The following is a 19,505-nucleotide window of genomic DNA, read 5'->3' as shown; positions in this document are numbered from 1 at the left end:
GGTCTCGACCGCGGGGGTCTCGGCGGGGGCGGCGTCGGCGGGACGCTTGTCCTCGATCGAGGCGATGAGGTCGCCCTTGCGGAGCTTGGAGAGCCCGGTGATGCCGAGCGAGGAGGCGATCCGCTGGAGTTCCGGGAGCCGGAGGGCGCGCAGGTCGCTGGGGATCTCCACCGGGGTGGAGTCGTTGACGTTCGTCAAGTCGGTGTTTCCTTTCGAACCGCAGAACGCGGAGAGTTTCCACCGTCCCGGCGCATGGGTGCGCGTCGACCGTCGTTCAGACGACGGACCGGGATTCGGTGATCAGAAAGAGAGTGCCCCCGCGCACCGGACCCTGCGCTGGTGAGGAGCAGTCCTTGCGCCTACGCGGGATCGGCTTCGAGCGCCGAGTGCGGCACCACTGTAGCACCACCCAGGTCCACGGCCAGCATGAGGGCCCGCCAGTCGGACTGCGCGTGTCGCGCCACCAGGTCTGCGGCGGTCAGGCGCTGCGCCGGGTCGCTGCCCAGGACGAGCAGGCTCGGACCGGCGCCGGAGACCACCGCGGCGAGGCCCTGCTGCCGGAGGAGACCGATGAGCGCGTCCGTCTCGGGCATCGCGCTCGCCCGGTACGACTGGTGCAGGCGGTCCTCGGTCGCAGCGAGCAGCAGCTCGGGGCTCTGGATGAGCGCGGCGACGAGCAGGGCGGACCGCGACACGTTGAACGCGGCGTCCTCGTGCGGCACGCTCGCGGGTTGCAGGGACCGCGCGAGCTTCGTCGACAGCGTCGAGGTCGGCACGAAGACAACCGGCGAGACACCGCGGTGGACGAGCAGCCGCTTGTACGCGGGGCCCTCTGGCGTCATCCAGGCGATCGTCAGACCGCCGAACAGGGCCGGGGCGACGTTGTCGGGGTGCCCCTCCATCTCGGTGGCGAGCGACAGCAGGGTCGATGCGTCGAGGTCGACGATCCCCTCGAGGAGTCCGCGGGCGGCCATGAGCCCGGCGACGATCGCCGCGGCGGACGAACCCATGCCGCGCCCGTGCGCGATCGCGTTGACGGCGTGCAGCTCGAGCCCGGGCTGGGCCACTCCGGCGTGCTCGAGGCCGCGGCGGACGGCCCGGACGACCAGGTTCGCGTCGTCCGTCGCGACCTCGCCGGTACCGACGCCCTCGACCGTGACGGTCGCGCCCGGCTCCGGACGGACCCGGACGACGACCTCGTCGTAGAGCGACAGCGCGAGCCCCAGGGAGTCGAACCCCGGGCCGAGGTTCGCGGAGGTCGCCGGGACGCGCACACGGACCGCCCGTCCGGCCGGTACAGCGTTGCGGGCGGTCATGCCCTCCCCCGGCCCGGACGAGCGGTCGACGCTCACGCGGAGCCGACCAGTCCGAGCACGTCGGCGACCGACTTCGTGTCGACCGGGACGCTCGTCGGGGCGACTTCACCGCCGTCCGGCGTGCGGAGGGCCCACTGCGGGTCCTTGAGGCCGTGTCCGGTCACCGTGATGACGACCTTCGCACCCTTGGGCACGATGCCGGCGTCGGCACGCTCGAGCAGTCCGGCCACGCCGATCGCGGACGCGGGCTCGACGAAGACGCCGACCTCGGCGGACAGGATGCGGTGCGCGACGAGGATCGCCTCGTCGGTGATCGCACCGAAGTAGCCGTCGGTCTCGTCCCGGGCCTCGAGCGCGTACTGCCACGAGGCCGGGTTGCCGATGCGGATCGCCGACGCGATGGTGTCCGGGTTCGGGACGACCTCGCCGCGGACGATCGGGGCGGATCCGGCGGCCTGGAAGCCGAACATGCGCGGCATCTTCGTCGACCGGCCGGCCGCGACGTCCTCGCGGTAGCCGCGGGAGTACGCCGTGTAGTTGCCGGCGTTGCCGACGGGCAGGAAGTGGAAGTCCGGCGCGTCACCGAGGACGTCGACGACTTCGAACGCGGCGGTCTTCTGCCCCTCGATGCGGTCGTTGTTCACCGAGTTGACGAGGTGCACCGGGTAGTTCGCGGCGAGGTCGCGCGCGATGTCGAGGCAGTCGTCGAAGTTGCCCTGCACCTGCAGCAGCTGGCCGTCGTGCGCGACGGCCTGGCTGAGCTTGCCCATGGCGATCTTGCCCTCGGGCACGAGCACCGCAGCGGTGATCCCCGCGTGCGTGGCGTAGGCGGCGGCCGACGCGCTCGTGTTGCCGGTCGAGGCGCAGATGACGGCCTTCGCACCGTGCTCGACGGCCTTCGAGATCGCCATGGTCATGCCGCGGTCCTTGAAGGAGCCGGTCGGGTTCATGCCCTCGTACTTCACGTAGACCTCGGCGCCGGTGCGCTCCGACAGACGACGAGCCGGGATGAGCGGGGTCCCGCCCTCGCCGAGGGTGACGATCGGCGTCGTCTCGGTCACGTCGAGACGATCGGCGTACTCGCGCAGGACTCCCTGCCACTGGTGGGCCATCAGGCTCTCCTTGTTCGGTGTGTTGCAGTCGGGGGCGGTGGGGTGACGGTCAGGCGCCGACGACGCGGAGCACGCTCGTCACCTCGACGACGACGTCCTCGCCGCGGAGGGCCCGGACCGTGTCGGCCAGGGCGGACTCGCGGGCGAGGTGCGTGCCGATCACGAGGTTCGCGGTGCCGGCCGTGCCGTCGCCCGGGTCGGTGGCGGCGGTCTGCTCGACGGTCTCGACGCTGACGCCGTGGTCGGCGAGGACGCCGGCGACGGTGGAGAGCACTCCGGGGGCGTCCGCGACGTGCAGCGTGATCTGGTACCGCGTGCTCACCGAGCCGATCGGGAAGACCGGCAGCGCCGACTGCGTCGACTCGGCGATCCCGGGGCCGCCGATGACGTGGCGACGGGCGGCGGACACGAGGTCGCCGAGCACCGCGGACGCCGTCTCGACGCCGCCGGCACCCGCGCCGTAGAACATGAGGTCGCCGGCTGCCTCGGCCTCGACGAACACGGCGTTCTTCGCGCCGTGCACGCTCGCCAGGGGGTGCGACTCCGGGACGAGCGCCGGGTACACCCGGGCGCTGACGCCCTCGACGCCCTGCGCGTCGGTGAGGCGCTCGGCCGTAGCGAGGATCTTCACGACGTAGCCGGCCTTCCGCGCGGCCCGGACCTGCTCGATCGTGACCGAGGTGATGCCCTCGCGGTGCACGGCGGCGAGTGGGACCGAGGTGTGGAACGCGAGCGACGCGAGGATGGCGGCCTTCTGCGCTGCGTCGTAGCCCTCGACGTCCGCGGTCGGGTCGGCCTCGGCGTACCCGAGCTCGGTCGCCGTGGCCAGGGCGTCCTCGAACGTCGCGCCCTCGCGGTCCATCAGGTCGAGGATGAAGTTGGTCGTGCCGTTGACGATGCCCATGATCCGCTCGATGCGGTCGCCCGCGAGCGAGTCGTGCAGCGGACGGATGATCGGGATCGCCCCGGCGACCGCGGCCTCGTAGTAGAGCTGCGCGCCGACCTGCTCCGCCACGGCGAAGAGCTCCGGGCCGTGCGTCGCGAGGAGCGCCTTGTTGCCCGTGACGACGTCGGCGCCGGACTGCAGCGCCTGCAGGACGAGCGTGCGCGCGGGCTCGATGCCGCCGATGAGCTCGACGACGATGTCCGCGCCGAGGATGAGCGACGCCGCGTCCGTCGTGAAGAGCTCCTTCGGCAGGTCCACGTCCCGAGGCGCGTCGGTGTCGCGGACCGCGATGCCCACGAGCTCGAGGCCGGCGCCGGCACGGGAGGCGAGCTCGTCGCCGTGCTCCAGGAGCAGCCGGGCCACCTGGGAGCCGACCGAGCCGGCTCCGAGCAGCGCGACGCGGACGTTGCGGTATTCGATCATCTGGTGCGGGTCCTGTCGTTCTCGGGTCATCCGGCCGCGCCGGCTGCGGGCGCGGGGACGACCCCGGTGTCGCGGGCGAGGAGGTCGTCGATCGACTCGCCCCGGACCAGGGTACGGGCAGCGCCGTCCGCCACCGCGACGACCGGCGGGCGGCCCACGTGGTTGTAGTTGCTCGACAGCGCCCAGCAGTAGGCACCGGTGGCCGCGACGGCGAGCAGGTCGCCTCGGTGCACGTCGCCGGGCAGGTACTCGTCGTGCACGACGATGTCGCCCGACTCGCAGTGCTTGCCGACGACGCGCGTCAGGACGGCCGGGGCGTCCGAGGTACGGGCGAGCCGGGCGGTGTAGTCGGCGCCGTACAGCGCGGGACGGGCGTTGTCGCTCATGCCGCCGTCGACCGACACGTACGTGCGCGTGGCGGTCGCGCCGTCCTCGGTCTCGAGCGCGACCGGCTTGATCGTGCCGACGCGGTAGAGCGTGACGCCCGCGGGGCCGACGATGTAGCGGCCGGGCTCGACCGCGATCTCCGGCACCGGGATGTCCCGCTCCGCGCAGGCCTCGGCGACGATGGTGGCGAGGGCCTCGGCGACGTCCTCCGGGGCGAACGCTTCGTCTGCTTCGGTGTAGTCGATCCCCCAGCCGCCGCCGAGGTTCAGCTCCGGCACCGGACCGGACTGCACGAGCTCGGCGTGCACGTCCATCAGGCGGCGGGCGGCCTCGCGGAAGCCCGACTCGTCGAAGATCTGCGAGCCGATGTGCGAGTGCAGACCGACGAACGCCAGGCTCGGCTCCGCGCGCACGGCTGCGGCGGCCTGGACGGCCTCGGTCAGCGGGATGCCGAACTTCTGGTCCTCGCGCGCGGTCGCCAGGTACTCGTGCGTCGATGCGTGGACGCCGCTGTTGATCCGGATGCGGACGCGCTGCACGGTCCCGGCGACCGCCGCGGCACGGGCGACCCGGCCGATCTCCTCGTGGCTGTCGAGCACGATCGTGCCGAGGCCGACCTCGACCGCGCGGGCGATCTCGGCGTCGGACTTGTCGTTGCCGTGGAAGCCCAAGCGTGCCGGGTCGACACCGCCGGCCAGTGCGACCGCGAGCTCCCCGCCCGTGCAGACGTCGACGCGGAGGTCGGCCTCGGCCATCCACGCGGCGACCTGGGTCGTGAGGAACGCCTTCGCGGCGTAGTAGACGTGCGCCCGGGTGCCGATCCGGCCGAAGGCGTCGTCGAACGCGGTGCGGACGCGGACGGCACGGGACTGCACGTCGCGCTCGTCGACGACGTAGAGCGGCGTGCCGTACTGCGCGACCAGGTCGGCGGCGGCGACGCCGCCGATCGCGAGCGAGCCGTCGTCGGTCCGCGTCGCGGACGCGGGCCAGATGCGCGCGCTCAGCGCGGAGGCGTCGTCGGGGACCCGCAGCCGCGGGGGGGCAAGGGGGTTCTCGCTCACGGGACCCGATCCTAGCGAGCCGCGACGAGCCTCCAGTCCGCTGTTACGGGCCGCGGCGCGCCGACACGCGCCGCGACGGGACGCGACTCCCCCCGCGCCGTCAGCTGCTGCAGGTCCCCACGGTCTGCAGTCCCTGCTCCGTGAGCGGCAGCCGGTCGGCCGTGACCCGCACCGTCGCGTCCGACCCGGTGATGTCGAGCGAGCGGACCCGCAGCTGCTCCGGCAGGAACTGCGCCGTGCAGACCGTCACGGGCACGTCGGTCACGCCGGGGATGGAGTCCACCTTGAGCCCGAGCGCCGAGTTCGTGATCCGGACCGTCTGCGGCGTGATCGTCACGCCGCGGCCGTCGGGCTGCGCCACGACGTCACCGGTGGCCGCGTACGAGATGTCGTAGCCGAGCACCGCGGTGGAGCCGGAGAGCTCGACCCCGCCGTCGACGAGCCGGAGCCGGTCGAACAGCGGGCTGTACTTCGCCAGGTCCTTCACGCTCGAGGCGGCGAGCGTCACGTGCCCGTCGACGTCCCGGACGTCGCCCTTGCCGTCGACCGGGACGTCGTGCACGGTGACGTCCGCCGCGAGCGGGACGCCGTCGACCGTGATCCGGTCCGACGAGATGTCCACCCGGTCGAGCGTCCCGGCGATCAGCTGCGGCAGGACGATGCCCTCGGCGTGGGCAGTGACCTCGCCGGTCGTGCCGTCGGGCAGGGACTGCTCGACCCGGTCGGCGATCGTGCGGTCCACCACACCGCGCAGGACGAACTCGGCGACGACCGCGAGCGCGGCCAGCACGACGAGGAGCACGACGAGGACGATCGGCCAGCGACGGCGCTTCCGGGCGGGTGCGGGGGCGACGGACATGCGTCCCACCCTGCCAGGGTCCCCCGGCAGCCGGCCTGGAGGCACGGGTGCAGCCCGGCGCGTCGGCTGCGGTGGGCGGGCGGCCCGGCGGGCGCGCGTCGGCGGGCAGGGCGTTCGCACCGGCGAGCGGTGCGGTGTGCTCCCGCACAACGCGGAGCACGCCGCACCACGGAGGTCCGTGGCGCGGCGAGCTTCCGGTTGCGCAGAGATCAGCGACCGGGGCCGGCGCGAGCGGGGCCCCGCCGTCCGCTACATGCGCTCGGGAGCGGAGACGCCGAGCAGGCCCAGGCCGTTGCGGACGACCTGGCCGGTGGCGTCGTTCAGCCAGAGGCGGGTGCGGTGCAGGTCGGTCACGGCCTCGTCGCCGAGCGGCGTCACGCGGCAGGCGTCGTACCAGCGGTGGTACAGCCCCGCGAGCTGCTCGATGTACCGCGCGATGCGGTGCGGCTCGCGCAGTTCCGCGGCCTGCCGGACGACCCGCGGGTACTCCGCGAGGGCACCGAGGAGTGCACCCTCGGTGTCGTGGGTGAGCAGCGAGGCGTCGAACGCCGAGCGGTCCACCCCGGAGGCGGCGGCGTTGCGCGCCACCGACTGCGTGCGGGCGTGGGCGTACTGCACGTAGAAGACCGGGTTGTCGTTCGTCCGCTTGGTGAGCAGGTCGAGGTCGATGTCGATCGCGGTGTCGCTGGCGAACCGCACGAGGGCGTACCGGCCGGCGTCCACACCGACGGCGTCGACGAGGTCCTCCATCGTCACGATCGTGCCGTTGCGCTTCGACATCCGGAACGGCTGGCCGTCCTTGAGCAGGTTGACCATCTGGCCGATGAGGATCTCGAGGTTCGTACCCGGCTGGTCGCCGAACGCCGCGCACATCGCCATCATCCGACCGACGTAGCCGTGGTGGTCCGCGCCGAGCATGATGAGGTTCCGCTCGAACCCCCGCTCGCGCTTGTCGAGGTAGTACGCCAGGTCACCGGCGATGTACGCGGGGTCACCGTCGGACTTGATGACGACGCGGTCCCGGTCGTCGCCGAAGTCGGTCGTGCGGAGCCAGAGCGCCCCGTCGGCCTCGTACATCATCCCGAGCGACTGCAGGCGCTCGATGGCGCGCTCGACGGCCTTCGACTCGTGCAGCGAGTTCTCGTGGAAGTACACGTCGAAGTCGACGCCGAAGTCGTGCAGCGACTGCTTGATGTCGGCGAACATGAAGTCGACGCCCTCGCGGCGGAACAGCTCCTGCGCCTCGTCGCGGGGCAGGTCGCGCACGTCGCCGTCGTACGTCGACAGCACGCGGGCGGCGATCTCGCCGATGTAGGCGCCGCCGTAGCCGTCCTCGGGCGTGGGCTCCCCGAGCGCGGACGCGACGAGGGACCGGGCGAAGCGGTCGATCTGCGCGCCGTGGTCGTTGAAGTAGTACTCGCGGGTGACGAGGCCGCCCTGCGCGGCGAACACGCGCGCCAGGCTGTCGCCGACCGCGGCCCAGCGGACGCCGCCCATGTGGATCGGGCCGGTCGGGTTGGCGGACACGAACTCGAGGTCGATGCGGACGCCGTCGTACAGGTCGCCGTGCCCGAAGGACGAACCCCCGTCGACGATCGTGCGGGCGATCTCCCCCGCGGCCGCCGCCTCGAGCGTGATGTTGATGAAGCCGGGTCCGGCGACGTCGACCGACGCGACGCCGTCGAGCTCGGACAGCTCGCCCGCGATCTCCGTCGCGAGCTCGCGCGGGTTCGTGCCGAGGCGCTTCGCGAGCTGCATCGCCGCGTTCGAGGCCCAGTCGCCGTGTGCGCGGTTCTTCGGCCGTTCGAGCGCGACGTGCGACTCCCCGACGGTCACGGTGTCGGACGCACCTCGTCGCTCGACGATCCCGGTCAGGATCGACAGGTACGCGGCGGAGAGTTCGGCAGGAGTCACGAGGGTCGATCCTACCGGGACGTCCAGGCGGCTCCTGGCCCGCGTCTGGTCGCGTGCACCATCATGTCCGGATGACCACCCGCAGCCGTGCCCGGGCGATCACCGTCGCCGTCCTCAGCGTGACCGCGTCCCTCGCCCTCACGGCGTGCACGGGCGGGTCCGGCGGCGGCTCCCCCAGCGCCAGCGCGAGCGCCGGACCGATCGGGCAGCGCGTGGCCCAGAGCTGCACCGATCTGCTCCCCGCGTCGGCGCTGCAGGTGTACGGGAAGACGTTCACGCAGGACACGTCCTGGACGCCCGCGAAGGGCACACCGGCGGCCACCATCGAGCGTCAACGCGGTCGCGTGTGCCGCTTCGTCGCGACCGACGACCCCGCCACCACGGTGACGCTCGCCGTCGCCCACCTGCCTGAGAAGTCGCTCACGACACTGAAGGACGCCCTGTACGAGCGCGGCGGCTCGGTGCCGACCTACCGCGTCGAGGGCTACTTCGCCCTGACCGACGGCGTCGGGCGCGCGGACGCGTTCCCCGATCCGTACTGGATCACCACCGAGTCGACCCTCTTCACGGAGCCCGGCGGCGCGCAGCCCGTCGTCGACGCCGTGCACGCGGCACTCCAGCCGAGCGCCTCGGCGACGCCGGCCGGTTGACGGGACGGCACGCCCGGCCGCCGGCCGGCGTCCGACGCGACCCGGCAGCGGACGGGAGGCGCGGGGCGGACCCGCACCGTGCCTCCCGTCCGGTGCGACGCGACACGCGCTGTCCTGGTGCGGCGCGCAGACCTGCTACGGTTGGTCTCACCCACGAGCCCCCATAGCTCAGGGGATAGAGCACTGCCCTCCGGAGGCAGGGGCGGAGGTTCGAATCCTCCTGGGGGCACAGGAAACGCAGCACAGTCAGAAGCCCCGGCCTCACCGCCGGGGCTCTTCTTGTTCCGGCGCTCTCCTCCACTCAGAGCACGGTCGGCGTCTTGGTTTGCCGGCGCGACACCCGGCGTCACTATGATCCGCGCCGATGAGCACCGGCACCTCGGACACCCAGGCACCCCTCGCCCGCGGCACGCACGCGCCCGACCCGCGCACCCTGCTCGACGTCCTGCGGGCGACCGCGGCCGCGACCCCGGACGCCCTCGCGCTCGAGGACCCGGCCGGGACCGTCGACTACGCGACCCTGCTCGACCTCGTCGCCGCGCAGGCCGACGACCTCGCCACGCGCGGGGTGCGCCGCGGAGACCGCGTCGGCATCCGCCTCCCGTCCGGCGGTCGGGACCTGTACGTGTCGATCCTCGCCGTGCTCGCCGCCGGTGCCGCGTACGTCCCCGTCGACGCCGAAGACCCCGAGGAGCGGGCGGCGCTCGTGTTCGGCGAGGCCGGGGTCGTCGGTGTGATCGGGGCGGGCGGCGTCCTGCGGACCTCCGGCGCGCCCGACGCCGACCCCGCGCCGGTCGTCGACCCCGGCGCGCGTGCGGCGGCACCGACGGTGGACGACGACGCCTGGATCATCTTCACCTCCGGCTCCACCGGTGTCCCCAAGGGCGTCGCCGTGACCCACCGCTCCGCGGCCGCGTTCGTCGACGCCGAGTCACGGATGTTCCTGCAGGACGCCCCGATCGGTCCGGGCGACCGGGTCCTCGCCGGGCTGAGCGTCGCGTTCGACGCGTCCTGCGAGGAGATGTGGCTCGCGTGGGGCCACGGGGCGTGCCTGGTCCCCGCGCCGCGGTCGCTCGTCCGGACCGGGGTCGACCTCGGGCCCTGGCTCATCGCGCACACGATCACGATCGTCTCGACCGTGCCGACCCTCGCGGCGCTCTGGCCCGACGACGCCCTCGAGCAGGTCCGGCTCGTCATCTTCGGCGGCGAGGCCTGCCCGCCCGAGCTCGCCGCCCGCATCGCGTCCCGGGACCGCGAGCTGTGGAACACCTACGGCCCGACCGAGGCCACCGTCGTCGCGTGCGGGTCCCTGATGGACGGCAGCCAGCCCGTCCGGATCGGCCTGCCCCTGGACGGCTGGGACCTCGCCGTCGTCGACGAGCACGGGCAGCGCGTCGCCCCCGGTGGCGTCGGCGAGCTCGTCATCGGGGGCGTCGGACTCGGCCGGTACCTCGATCCGGCGAAGGACGCCGAGAAGTACGCACCCTTCCCGGAGCTCGGGTGGGACCGGGCGTACCGGAGCGGGGACCTCGTGCGGTACGAGCCCGAGGGCCTGGTGTTCCAGGGCCGCGCCGACGACCAGGTCAAGCTCGGCGGTCGCCGGATCGAGCTCGGCGAGGTGGACGCCGCGCTGCAGGGCCTGGACGGCGTCGCGGGCGGGGCCGCCGTCGTGCAGCGCACCCCCGCCGGGAACCAGGTGCTCGTCGGGTACGTCGCCCCGGTCGCCGGCGCGACGATCGACACCGCCGCCGCGAACGAGCGCCTCCGGCAGGAGCTGCCCGCCGCCCTCGTGCCGCTCCTCGCCGTCGTCGACGCCCTGCCGACCCGCACCTCGGGGAAGGTCGACCGTGCTGCGCTCCCCTGGCCGCTCCCCGGCGCCACCGACACCGCCCTGCTGCCGGACACCGTCGCGTGGATCGCCGAGCGGTGGGCGGCGATCCTCGGCGTCCCGGTGACGAGCGTCGACGACGACTTCTTCGCGCACGGCGGCGGCTCGCTGACCGCGGCGCAGCTCGTCTCGGCCATCCGCGAACGCTTCCCGACGACGACCGTCGCCGACGTGTACGACCACCCGCGGATCGGCGCGCTGGCCGAGGCACTCGACGACGCCGGGCCGGTCGCCGCCGCCCGGCGCCCCGTCCGCCCGGTCCCGCCGGCGACCGGGCTGCTGCTGACGGTGCTCGGCCTGCCGGTGCAGGTCCTCCGCGGGCTGCGGGTCACGACCTGGACCGCCCTCGCGTCGAGCATCCTGCACGCGACGGCGTTCCCCGCCCTGCCGTCGCTGCCCTGGTGGGCCCTCGTGCTCGCGCTCGCGGTGTTCGTCACCCCCGTGGGCAAGATGGCGCTCACGGTCGTGCTCGCCCGGCTCGTCCTGCTCGGCGTCCGCCCGGGCGACCACCCCCGTGGCGGCTCGGTGCACGTGCGCGTCTGGCTCGCGGAGCGGATCGCCGAGGCCGTCGACGGCCCCTCGACGTCCGGCGCGCCGTGGATCAGCTACTACGCCCGCGCGCTCGGCGCCCGGATCGGTCAAGGCGTCGACCTGCACACGCTCCCGCCGGTGACCGGCATGCTCACGATCGGCAAACGTGCGTCGATCGAACCCGAGGTCGACCTCGCCGGGCACTGGGTCGACGGCGACGTGTTCCGTCTCGGCCGGGTCCGGGTCGACGCCGACGCGGTCGTGCACAGCCGCTCGACCCTGATGCCGGGCGCGCACGTCGGCGTGGGAGCCGAGGTGGAGGCCGGTTCCGCCGTCTCCGGCCGGGTCCCCGACGGGGAGCGCTGGGCGGGTTCGCCGGCGGAACGCGTCGGCTCGGCTCGGCACGGCCGGGAGGCACGACCACCGTCCCGCAGGCGCTGGCTCGTCGCGTACGGGGTCGGCTCCGTCGTCGTCGCGGGGCTGCCCGTCGTCGGCGTCGCGGCCGGCGTGACGGTCGCCGCGGCCCTGGTCGGGCGAGCGGACACGATCGGGTCCGCCGTGCTGCACGGCCTAGCGGCCGTCCCGCTCGCCACGCTCGTCGCGGGTGCCGTGTACGCCGGGCTCGTGGTCGTCGCCGTCCGGCTGCTCGGCATCGGCCTCCGCGAGGGCCGGTACCCGGTGCGGTCCCGGACCGGGTGGCAGGCGTGGTGCATCGAACGGGTGCTCGACGCCGCACGGACCCTGCTGTTCCCCCTGTACGCCTCGCTCGTCACGCCGCTGTGGCTCCGGGTTCTCGGGGCGAGGGTCGGGCGGGACACCGAGATCTCGACCGTGCTGCTCATCCCCGCGCTCACGCAGATCGCGTCGGGGGCGTTCCTCGCCGACGACACCATGGTCGCGACGTACGAGCTCGGCGGCGGGTACGTCCGGATCGGGCGGTCGAAGGTCGGGCGGCGCGCGTTCCTCGGCAACTCCGGCATGACCGGGGCCGGCCGCTCGGTCCCCCGCGAGGCCCTGGTCGCGGTGCTGTCCGCGGTGCCGAAGAAGGCCAAGCGCGGCTCGTCGTGGCTCGGATCGCCGCCGGTGCGGCTCCGCCGGGCGACGACCGAGTTCGACGAGGAGCGCACCTTCCGTCCGCCGCGCCGTCTGAAGGTCGCGCGGGGGCTCTGGGAACTGCTCCGACTCGTGGCGCCGATGGTGTCCGCCGCGATCGCCCTCGGCGTCGCCGGGGCGCTGCTCGCGCTGTGGTCCTCGATCGGGCTCGGGTGGACGGTCCTGCTCGCGGGTCCGGTCCTCATCGTCGCGGGCGCCGTCGCCGCCGCGGTGTCGACGGCCGCGAAGTGGGTCTTCATCGGGCGGATCGACGCCAGGGAACGGCCGCTGTGGTCGTCGTTCGTGTGGCGCAACGAGGTGCAGGACACGTTCGTGGAGACCGTCGCCCGGCCCTGGTTCGCCGAGCAGGCCGCCGAGCACGAGACCGGTGACCAGCCCGCCGAGCTGCGCGCCGTTCCCGCCGCCGCCCTGCCCCGGCCAGCCGCCCATGTCGTCGTTCGCCGCGTCCATCGCAGCCGCTGCGTACTGCTCCGCCGACCGCGCCGCCTGCACCGCACGTGCGGGGTCGGTGGTGGCGAGGTCGATCGCGTCGTCGAGCGCCCGCTCGGCCTCGGACAGCCGTGTCCGCGCGGTGGTGCCGACGGCGCCGCGTCGCACGGAGATGAAGTCCCGCGCCTGGCTGATGCGCGTCCGCGCGTCCAGCAGGGCGTCGTCGAGCGCACGCTGGGCCCGCGCGCGCTGCTCCTGCTGGCCGCGGGCGGTGGCCAACGCCGCGTCGATGGCCGTGTTCGCCTTCGTCAGGCCGTCGACCGCCGCGATCGGGTCCCGCGGGTCGACCCCCTGCCGGAGCAACGCGTCGGCCTGTGTCGCCGCTGCGGCGAGGGCCGGGTCGCCCGATCGCATCGCGCGCGCCGCGGCGACGTCGCCTTCGAGGTCCGCGCGCATCGCCTGCGCGCGGGCGGCGGCCTCGGCGAAGGTCGTCTCCGCGGCGGTTGCACTGCCGGTCAGCTGCTGCACCTGCGCCAGGGCGTGCTGCGCGTCCCGCACGGCGATGACGGCCTCGCCCTTGTCGCCGGCGGCGATCGCGGCCGTGGCGGCCCGGGACCGCTCGGTCGCGTAGTCGAGCACCTGCTGCGCCTGGTCGACGTTGTCCGACACCGAGGCCAGCGTCCGGCCGGCGTACGCCTCGCGCACCCGGTCGAGCGCCGTCCGCGCGGCGGCGAGGTCCGCGGGAGCGGCGGCCACCGCGGAGTCGAGCGCCCGTGCCGCGTCCTCGACCCCGTCCTCGAGCGCGCGGAGGCGGTCGAACGCCTCGGTCTGCTGGTCGATCGCCGCGTGCGCCTGTTCGCAGATCGCGATGATCTGGTTCGCCCACTCGGCGCGCTGCTGTGGGGTGTCGGGGACCTCGTCGTCGAGCTGCTGCTGGTACGCGAAGGCCTGGCGGACGGATCGCTTCGCGGCGTCGACGGCCTCGGCGAAGGGCTTCGCTGCGTCGTCGCCGAACTGCGCGGCGGCGAACCCGACCTCTTGCTCGGCGGTCTTGAGCTCGTCGTCGATGGTGACGAGGGCACCTCCCGCGGCCCGCTCGAGTCCCGCGAGCGACTCCTGCTGCGCCCGCGCGGCCGCTGCCGTCCGGCGCTTGTTCCGTGCTCGGACGACGAGCAGCAGGACGAGCAGGCCGACCACGACGACGGCGAGCGCGACCCACAGCCAGGTCAGGTCCGGCGGCGCCTGGCTGGCGACGAGGCCGTCCGCGAGCGCGACCGCCGCGCCCGCCCAGTTCCCGTCCCGCAGCTGGGGGACCGCGTCCTGCTGGTAGGCGTCCTCGACGTCCGTCGAGGACAGCACGCCCTCGGTCGTCTGCTGGATGTCCGCGATCCGGTCGTCGACCGCGACCGACAGCACGATGCTGTCCGAGCCGATCTGGTTCCGCTGGATGACCGCATCGCCCCAGGCGGTGTGGTCGGTCGGGTCCGTGAACGTGGGGACGTAGACGACGTAGAGCTGCGTCCGCGTCTTGTCGTACAGGTCCTGGATCGCCCGCTCGACCTGCGTCCGCTGCCCGCTCGACAGCGCGCCGGCGTCGTCGACCACGTACGCTCCGGCGAGGTCCACCGGCTCGGTGGCGTCCGCGGCGGTTCCGGGAACGAGCACGGGGCCGACGACGAGGCCGACGGCCACCAGTGCCGCGCCGAGCCGCGAGCGGAGGCGTCGGCGCCGCCGTTGTCCCCCGACGGAGTCCGCTCTGTGTGACGCCGTCGTCGCACTCGTCCGGGCGTGGACCGCTCGCATCCGTCCTCCATCCGTCGTCGGTGTGCCCTGCGACGCACCCCGTGACCGCGCCGAGCAGGCTGCCGTCGCCCCGATGCTATCCACGCTCCTTCGCGGACGGACAGACTTCGGGAGAACCTCGCCGGACGCGCAACCTGGGGAGGGTTTGTCCCCCGGGCGGGGTATGCTGGCGGCCACTGTTCGACGACGAACGGAAGGGGAGCACGATGGAGCGCACGACGAGCACAGAGGTCGTCCCACTGGAGGACGGCTACCACCGCGTCTCGACGCCGGCGAGCGGCGTGATCGGCTTCGTCCGGGAGCAGGACGGCCGCTACGAGGTCCTGCGCGGCCGCGTCCGGCAGGCAACCCGGTCCGAGGGCGCCTACAGCACCATGAACGTCGCACTCATCGCGCTCACGCACGCCTGATCCGCCCTCCCGTCGCGGGTAGGCTCACCGCGTGGTCGCCCGGTCCCGCAACGACGTCAGGTGCGGTGCCGTCGCCGTGACGGTGCACGTCGTCGCCGCCGACGCGGACACCGCTGGTGTCGGCCGGGAGGCACTGGTCACCGCCGTCGCGTCCGCTGCGGGTGTCGAGCCGGTCACCGTGCGGACCGGCCGGTCCTGCCCGACGTGTGGCGCGTCCGACCACGGGCGCCCCTGGGCGGAGGTCGCCGGTACGGCCGTCCCGGTGAGCCTCGCGCGCACGACCGGCATCGTCGCCGTGGCCGCGCTGCAGGGGACCGCGCGGTCGACGAGGACGACCCTGCCGACCGTCGGCGTCGACGTGGAGCGGGTCTCGCGCGTCGCCGCCGCCCCGCTCGACGCGTCCGGCCCGCGGGAGTCCGCCTGGCTCCGCACGGTGCAGGACCGCGCCGCCGCGTGGGCCGTCACCGAGGCGGTGCTCAAGCGCGACGGCCGCGGGCTCCGCGTCGACCCCGCGCGGGTCGAGGTCGACCTGCGCCGCGGTCGGGCACGGTTCGACGGCCGCTGGCAGCCGGTGACGGTGACCTGGCTCGACGCGGACCTCGTGCTCGCGGTCGCGGCGGGCGGCCTGCCGGTCACGGTCACCGCCCCGCGGGACGTCCCGTTCAGCGCCGGGGGAGCGTGAGGACCTCGGTGCCGCTCAGACCGGACGGACGACCGGCAGCGCCGGCACCCCGGGCTCGTCGACCCACGGCCCGGTGACCCGTCGCACCGCGTCGACGGACAGTCCCGCCGCGTCCGCGAGCGCGCCGAGCACGTCCTCGGGCACCACGTTGCCGTGCCGGTACCGGTCGGTCAGCGTCCGCAGCCCGGTGAAGAACGCCTCGTCGCCGACGGTCCGTCGGACGGCGTGCAGGGCGAGGGCGCCGCGCTTGTAGACCCGGTCGTCGAACATGTCCTGCGCGCCCGGCGACGCGACGACGAGGTCCTGCGGGCCGGCGACCAGTGCCTGTCGGTGCTGCGCCGCGAGGGCGTCGGCCGAGTCGCCGCCGCGGTGCTCGGACCACAGCCACTCCGCGTAGCAGGCGAAGCCCTCGTGCAGCCAGATGTCCTGCCAGCGGCGGACGGTGAGCGAGTTCCCGAACCACTGGTGCGCGAGCTCGTGCGCGATGAGCCGGTCGGTGCCGTGCTCGCCGTCGACGTGGGTCCGGCCGAACACCGCGAGCCCGTGCGCCTCGAGCGGGATCTCGAGCTCGTCGTCCGTCACCACGATCCCGTAGGACGAGAACGGGTAGGGGCCGAACCGGTCGGCGTAGAGCGTGAGCATCTCGGGCACCTGCCCGAAGTCCGTCCGGACCGCGGACGCCAGGTCCGCCGGGTGGTGCACGGTCACCGGCGGGACGGCACCGCGGAGCCGTGTCGAGCGGTAGCGCCCGATCTGCACGGTCGCCAGGTACGTGGCCATCGGCTCGGTCACCGCGTAGGTCCAGGTCGTGCCGGCGCGTGCCTGCTCGCGGCCGAGCAGGTCGCCGTTCGCGACGACGTCGTAGCCGGTCTCGGCGGTGATCTCGAAGCGGTAGGTGGCCTTGTCGTCCGGGCGGTCGTTGCACGGGAACCAGCTCGGGGCACCGGTCGGCTGCGCGGCGACGATGACGCCGTCGGTCAGCTCCTCCCACCCGATCTGGCCCCAGGGGCTGCGGAGCGGGCGCGGTGCGCCGCGGTAGCGCAGGTGCAGCGTGAACTCGGCGCCGGCGGCGATCGGCTCCGCGGGGGTGACGGTCACCTTGTGGGTCGACGCGGCGACCTTGGCCGCGCGCACGCCGTCGACGTCCGCACGGTCGACCCGCAGCCCGTGCAGGTCGAGCACGACCCGGTCCAGGGCGACGAGCGCCCGCGCGGTGATCGTCGCCGTCGCGTCGAGCCGGTTGGTCGCGACGCGGTAGCCGAGGCGCAGGTCGTGGTGCAGGGCGCTCCACCGACGGTCGCCGCTGTGCGGGGTGTACGGGTCGGCGTCGGGGTTCGGCTTCACGGTGCCGTCGAGTCTGCCACGCCCGGGTCCTCGCCGCGGTCCACCGGCGGGGCGGTCGTCCACGGAGCGATGGGGTTGCCCGACCAGTGCGTGCCGCCGGGGACCTGCTCGCCGCGCATCACGAGCGACGCCGGGCCGACGGTCGCGCCGGGGCCGATGCCCGCCGCCGGCAGGACGACGCTGTGCGGACCGAGGGTCGCGCCGGCGTCCAGGCGGACCGCGTCGAGCTGCATGACCCGGTCGTGGAACAGGTGGGTCTGCACGACGGTCCCGCGCGCGACGGACGCGCCGGTGCCGATCTCGACGAGGTCGGCCTCCGGCAGCCAGTACGTCTCGATCCAGGTGCCGCGGCCGATCCGGGCTCCGAGGCTCCGGAGCCACGCGGCGAGGGCCGGCGTCCCCGCGGCCTGCTCGGCGAACCAGGGCCGGGCGACGGTCTCCACGAACGTGTCCTGCACCTCGTTGCGCCACACGAACGACGACCACAGCGGCCGTTCCCTGGCGTCGATCCGCCCGATGAAGACCCACTTCGCGGCCGTCGACACCGCGGCGGCGACGGCGCCCGCGACGATGAGGACCGGACCCGCGAGCAGGACCGTCCACCCGAGCCCGATCGAGGACCACAGCGCGAGCAGCGCCCCGGCGACGCCGAGGGCGATCGCGGCGGACACCATCGGCGCCACGAGTCGGAGCAGTTCCCAGAGCCCCCGCGCGACCTTCAGACGGCGCGGCGGACGGAAGGTGCGCTCCTCGTCGAACTCGGTCGTCGCCCGGCGGAGCCGCACCGGCGGCGATCCGAGCCACGACGAGCCGCGCTTGGCCTTCTTCGGCACCGCGGACAGCACCGCGACCAGGGCCTCGCGGGGGACCGAGCGGCCGGCCCCGGTCATGCCGGAGTTGCCGAGGAACGCGCGCCGCCCGACCTTCGACCGCCCGATCCGGACGTACCCGCCGCCGAGCTCGTACGTCGCGACCATGGTGTCGTCGGCGAGGAACGCCCCCGACGCGATCTGCGTGAGCGCGGGGATGAGCAGCACGGTCGAGATCTCGGTGTCCCGCCCGACCCTCGCCCCGAGAACCCGGAGCCACAGCGGCGTGACGAGCGAGGCGTACAGGGGGAACAGCAGGGTCCGTGCGGCGTCGAGCACCCGTTCGATGCACCACGCCTGCCACCCGGTCCGGGACCGCACCGGGTACCGGCCCTCGCGGAGGCCGATGCCGAGCAGCCGGACGGCGACGACCACGAGCCCGGCGTACACGGCACCCGCGACGAGCGTGGCGAGCGGGACGGCCGCTAGGCCGTGCAGCACGGCGGACCCGATCGTGTCCGCTCGCCCGACCAGGGCCGCGGCGACCGTCACGCCGGCCGCGACGCCGACGACGGGCAGCCCCGCGACGACGACGGAGCCGACCCCGTACGCGACGAGCCAGCGCCTGCGGGACGGTGGTCGTGCCTCCCGGCCGTGCCGAGCCGAGCCGACGCGTTCCGCCGGCGAACCCGCCCAGCGCTCCCCGTCGGGGACCCGGCCGGAGACGGCGGAACCGGCCTCCACCTCGGCTCCCACGCCGACGTGCGCGCCCGGCATCAGGGTCGAGCGGCTGTGCACGACCGCGTCGGCGTCGACCCGGACCCGGCCGAGACGGAACACGTCGCCGTCGACCCAGTGCCCGGCGAGGTCGACCTCGGGTTCGATCGACGCACGTTTGCCGATCGTGAGCATGCCGGTCACCGGCGGGAGCGTGTGCAGGTCGACGCCTTGACCGATCCGGGCGCCGAGCGCGCGGGCGTAGTAGCTGATCCACGGCGCGCCGGACGTCGAGGGGCCGTCGACGGCCTCGGCGATCCGCTCCGCGAGCCAGACGCGCACGTGCACCGAGCCGCCACGGGGGTGGTCGCCCGGGCGGACGCCGAGCAGGACGAGCCGGGCGAGCACGACCGTGAGCGCCATCTTGCCCACGGGGGTGACGAACACCGCGAGCGCGAGCACGAGGGCCCACCAGGGCAGCGACGGCAGGGCGGGGAACGCCGTCGCGTGCAGGATGCTCGACGCGAGGGCGGTCCAGGTCGTGACCCGCAGCCCGCGGAGGACCTGCACCGGCAGGCCGAGCACCGTCAGCAGCAGCCCGGTCGCCGGCGGGACCGGGCGGACGGGGCGCCGGGCGGCGGCGACCGGCCCGGCGTCGTCGAGTGCCTCGGCCAGCGCGCCGATCCGCGGGTGGTCGTACACGTCGGCGACGGTCGTCGTCGGGAAGCGTTCGCGGATGGCCGAGACGAGCTGCGCCGCGGTCAGCGAGCCGCCGCCGTGCGCGAAGAAGTCGTCGTCGACGCCCTGCCGACCCGCACCTCGGGGAAGGTCGACCGTGCTGCGCTCCCCTGGCCGCTCCCCGGCGCCACCGACACCGCCCTGCTGCCGGACACCGTCGCGTGGATCGCCGAGCGGTGGGCGGCGATCCTCGGCGTCCCGGTGACGAGCGTCGACGACGACTTCTTCGCGCACGGCGGCGGCTCGCTGACCGCGGCGCAGCTCGTCTCGGCCATCCGCGAACGCTTCCCGACGACGACCGTCGCCGACGTGTACGACCACCCGCGGATCGGCGCGCTGGCCGAGGCACTCGACGACGCCGGGCCGGTCGCCG

The 19,505-nt window shown here is 74.2% G+C and carries 12 protein-coding genes, 1 tRNA gene and 3 pseudogenes; 6 read left to right on the top strand and 10 right to left on the bottom strand.

Going from position 1 to position 19,505, the window contains the following annotated elements; genetic code table 11:
* From HUN59_RS08970 to argS, 7 genes are all read right to left on the bottom strand, one after another.
* The coding region (locus HUN59_RS08970; RefSeq protein WP_174779435.1) for a Rho termination factor N-terminal domain-containing protein at positions 1-198 on the bottom strand (198 nt) is incomplete at its 3' end.
* Between the two features lie 161 nt (positions 199-359).
* The gene (gene thrB / locus HUN59_RS08965; RefSeq protein ID WP_174778154.1) at positions 360-1,316 is read right to left on the bottom strand and encodes a homoserine kinase; all 957 of its coding nucleotides are present in this window, start codon (positions 1,314-1,316) and stop codon (positions 360-362) included.
* A gap of 32 nt (positions 1,317-1,348) precedes the next feature.
* Positions 1,349-2,428 (bottom strand): threonine synthase, encoded by a 1,080-nt coding sequence (gene thrC, locus HUN59_RS08960; RefSeq protein WP_174778153.1) that lies wholly within the window; start codon positions 2,426-2,428, stop codon positions 1,349-1,351.
* Positions 2,429-2,477: 49 nt separating this feature from the next.
* Complete coding sequence (locus HUN59_RS08955; RefSeq protein ID WP_174778152.1) at positions 2,478-3,797, bottom strand: homoserine dehydrogenase; 1,320 nt, start codon at positions 3,795-3,797, stop codon at positions 2,478-2,480.
* A 26-nt stretch (positions 3,798-3,823) separates the two neighbouring features.
* Positions 3,824-5,245: a diaminopimelate decarboxylase gene (gene lysA, locus HUN59_RS08950; protein ID WP_058742858.1), complete on the bottom strand. Its 1,422-nt coding sequence runs from the start codon at positions 5,243-5,245 to the stop codon at positions 3,824-3,826.
* 100 nt (positions 5,246-5,345) lie between these two features.
* The gene (locus HUN59_RS08945) at positions 5,346-6,104 is read right to left on the bottom strand and encodes an LmeA family phospholipid-binding protein (RefSeq protein ID WP_174778151.1); all 759 of its coding nucleotides are present in this window, start codon (positions 6,102-6,104) and stop codon (positions 5,346-5,348) included.
* Between the two features lie 249 nt (positions 6,105-6,353).
* Positions 6,354-8,018 carry an arginine--tRNA ligase gene (argS, locus tag HUN59_RS08940; RefSeq protein WP_174778150.1) on the bottom strand — a complete coding sequence of 555 codons (1,665 nt, stop codon included), beginning with the start codon at positions 8,016-8,018 and terminating at the stop codon, positions 6,354-6,356.
* Positions 8,019-8,089: 71 nt separating this feature from the next.
* Here argS and HUN59_RS08935 point away from each other — a divergent pair, with 71 nt between their 5' ends.
* The 3 genes and pseudogenes from HUN59_RS08935 to HUN59_RS08925 form a co-directional block, all read left to right on the top strand.
* Complete coding sequence (locus HUN59_RS08935; RefSeq protein WP_174778149.1) at positions 8,090-8,668, top strand: hypothetical protein; 579 nt, start codon at positions 8,090-8,092, stop codon at positions 8,666-8,668.
* Positions 8,669-8,825: 157 nt separating this feature from the next.
* Positions 8,826-8,897: transfer RNA gene (locus tag HUN59_RS08930), tRNA-Arg, on the top strand.
* A gap of 135 nt (positions 8,898-9,032) precedes the next feature.
* A pseudogene (locus HUN59_RS08925) lies at positions 9,033-12,554 on the top strand (Pls/PosA family non-ribosomal peptide synthetase); the annotation flags it as partial.
* Positions 12,555-13,940: 1,386 nt separating this feature from the next.
* Here the strand turns inward: HUN59_RS08925 and HUN59_RS20075 are convergent.
* A pseudogene (locus HUN59_RS20075) lies at positions 13,941-14,432 on the bottom strand (TPM domain-containing protein); the annotation flags it as partial.
* Positions 14,433-14,638: 206 nt separating this feature from the next.
* On the opposite strand from HUN59_RS20075, the gene HUN59_RS08915 reads away from it, so the two are divergent.
* Positions 14,639-14,842 (top strand): hypothetical protein, encoded by a 204-nt coding sequence (locus HUN59_RS08915; RefSeq protein ID WP_058729997.1) that lies wholly within the window; start codon positions 14,639-14,641, stop codon positions 14,840-14,842.
* 31 nt (positions 14,843-14,873) lie between these two features.
* Positions 14,874-15,524: a 4'-phosphopantetheinyl transferase superfamily protein gene (locus HUN59_RS08910; RefSeq protein ID WP_174778148.1), complete on the top strand. Its 651-nt coding sequence runs from the start codon at positions 14,874-14,876 to the stop codon at positions 15,522-15,524.
* 15 nt (positions 15,525-15,539) lie between these two features.
* Here HUN59_RS08910 and HUN59_RS08905 read toward each other — a convergent pair whose 3' ends face one another.
* Positions 15,540-16,868, bottom strand: coding sequence for a M1 family metallopeptidase (locus HUN59_RS08905; protein WP_174778147.1), 1,329 nt, complete (start codon positions 16,866-16,868; stop codon positions 15,540-15,542).
* Positions 16,865-19,195 (bottom strand): annotated as a pseudogene (locus HUN59_RS19405) (Pls/PosA family non-ribosomal peptide synthetase); the annotation flags it as partial. The pseudogene HUN59_RS19405 and the gene HUN59_RS08905, both read right to left, overlap by 4 nt.
* Between HUN59_RS19405 and HUN59_RS19400 the strand changes: the two are divergent.
* On the top strand, positions 19,172-19,505 hold a 334-nt coding region (locus HUN59_RS19400; protein ID WP_254630048.1), incomplete at its 3' end, for a phosphopantetheine-binding protein. The pseudogene HUN59_RS19405 and the gene HUN59_RS19400 sit on opposite strands and share 24 nt — an antisense overlap.

The organism is Curtobacterium sp. Csp2 (assembly GCF_013347165.1).
The sequence above is the reverse complement of the archived record's forward strand: the minus strand, read 5'-3'. Positions and strand labels throughout refer to the sequence as shown.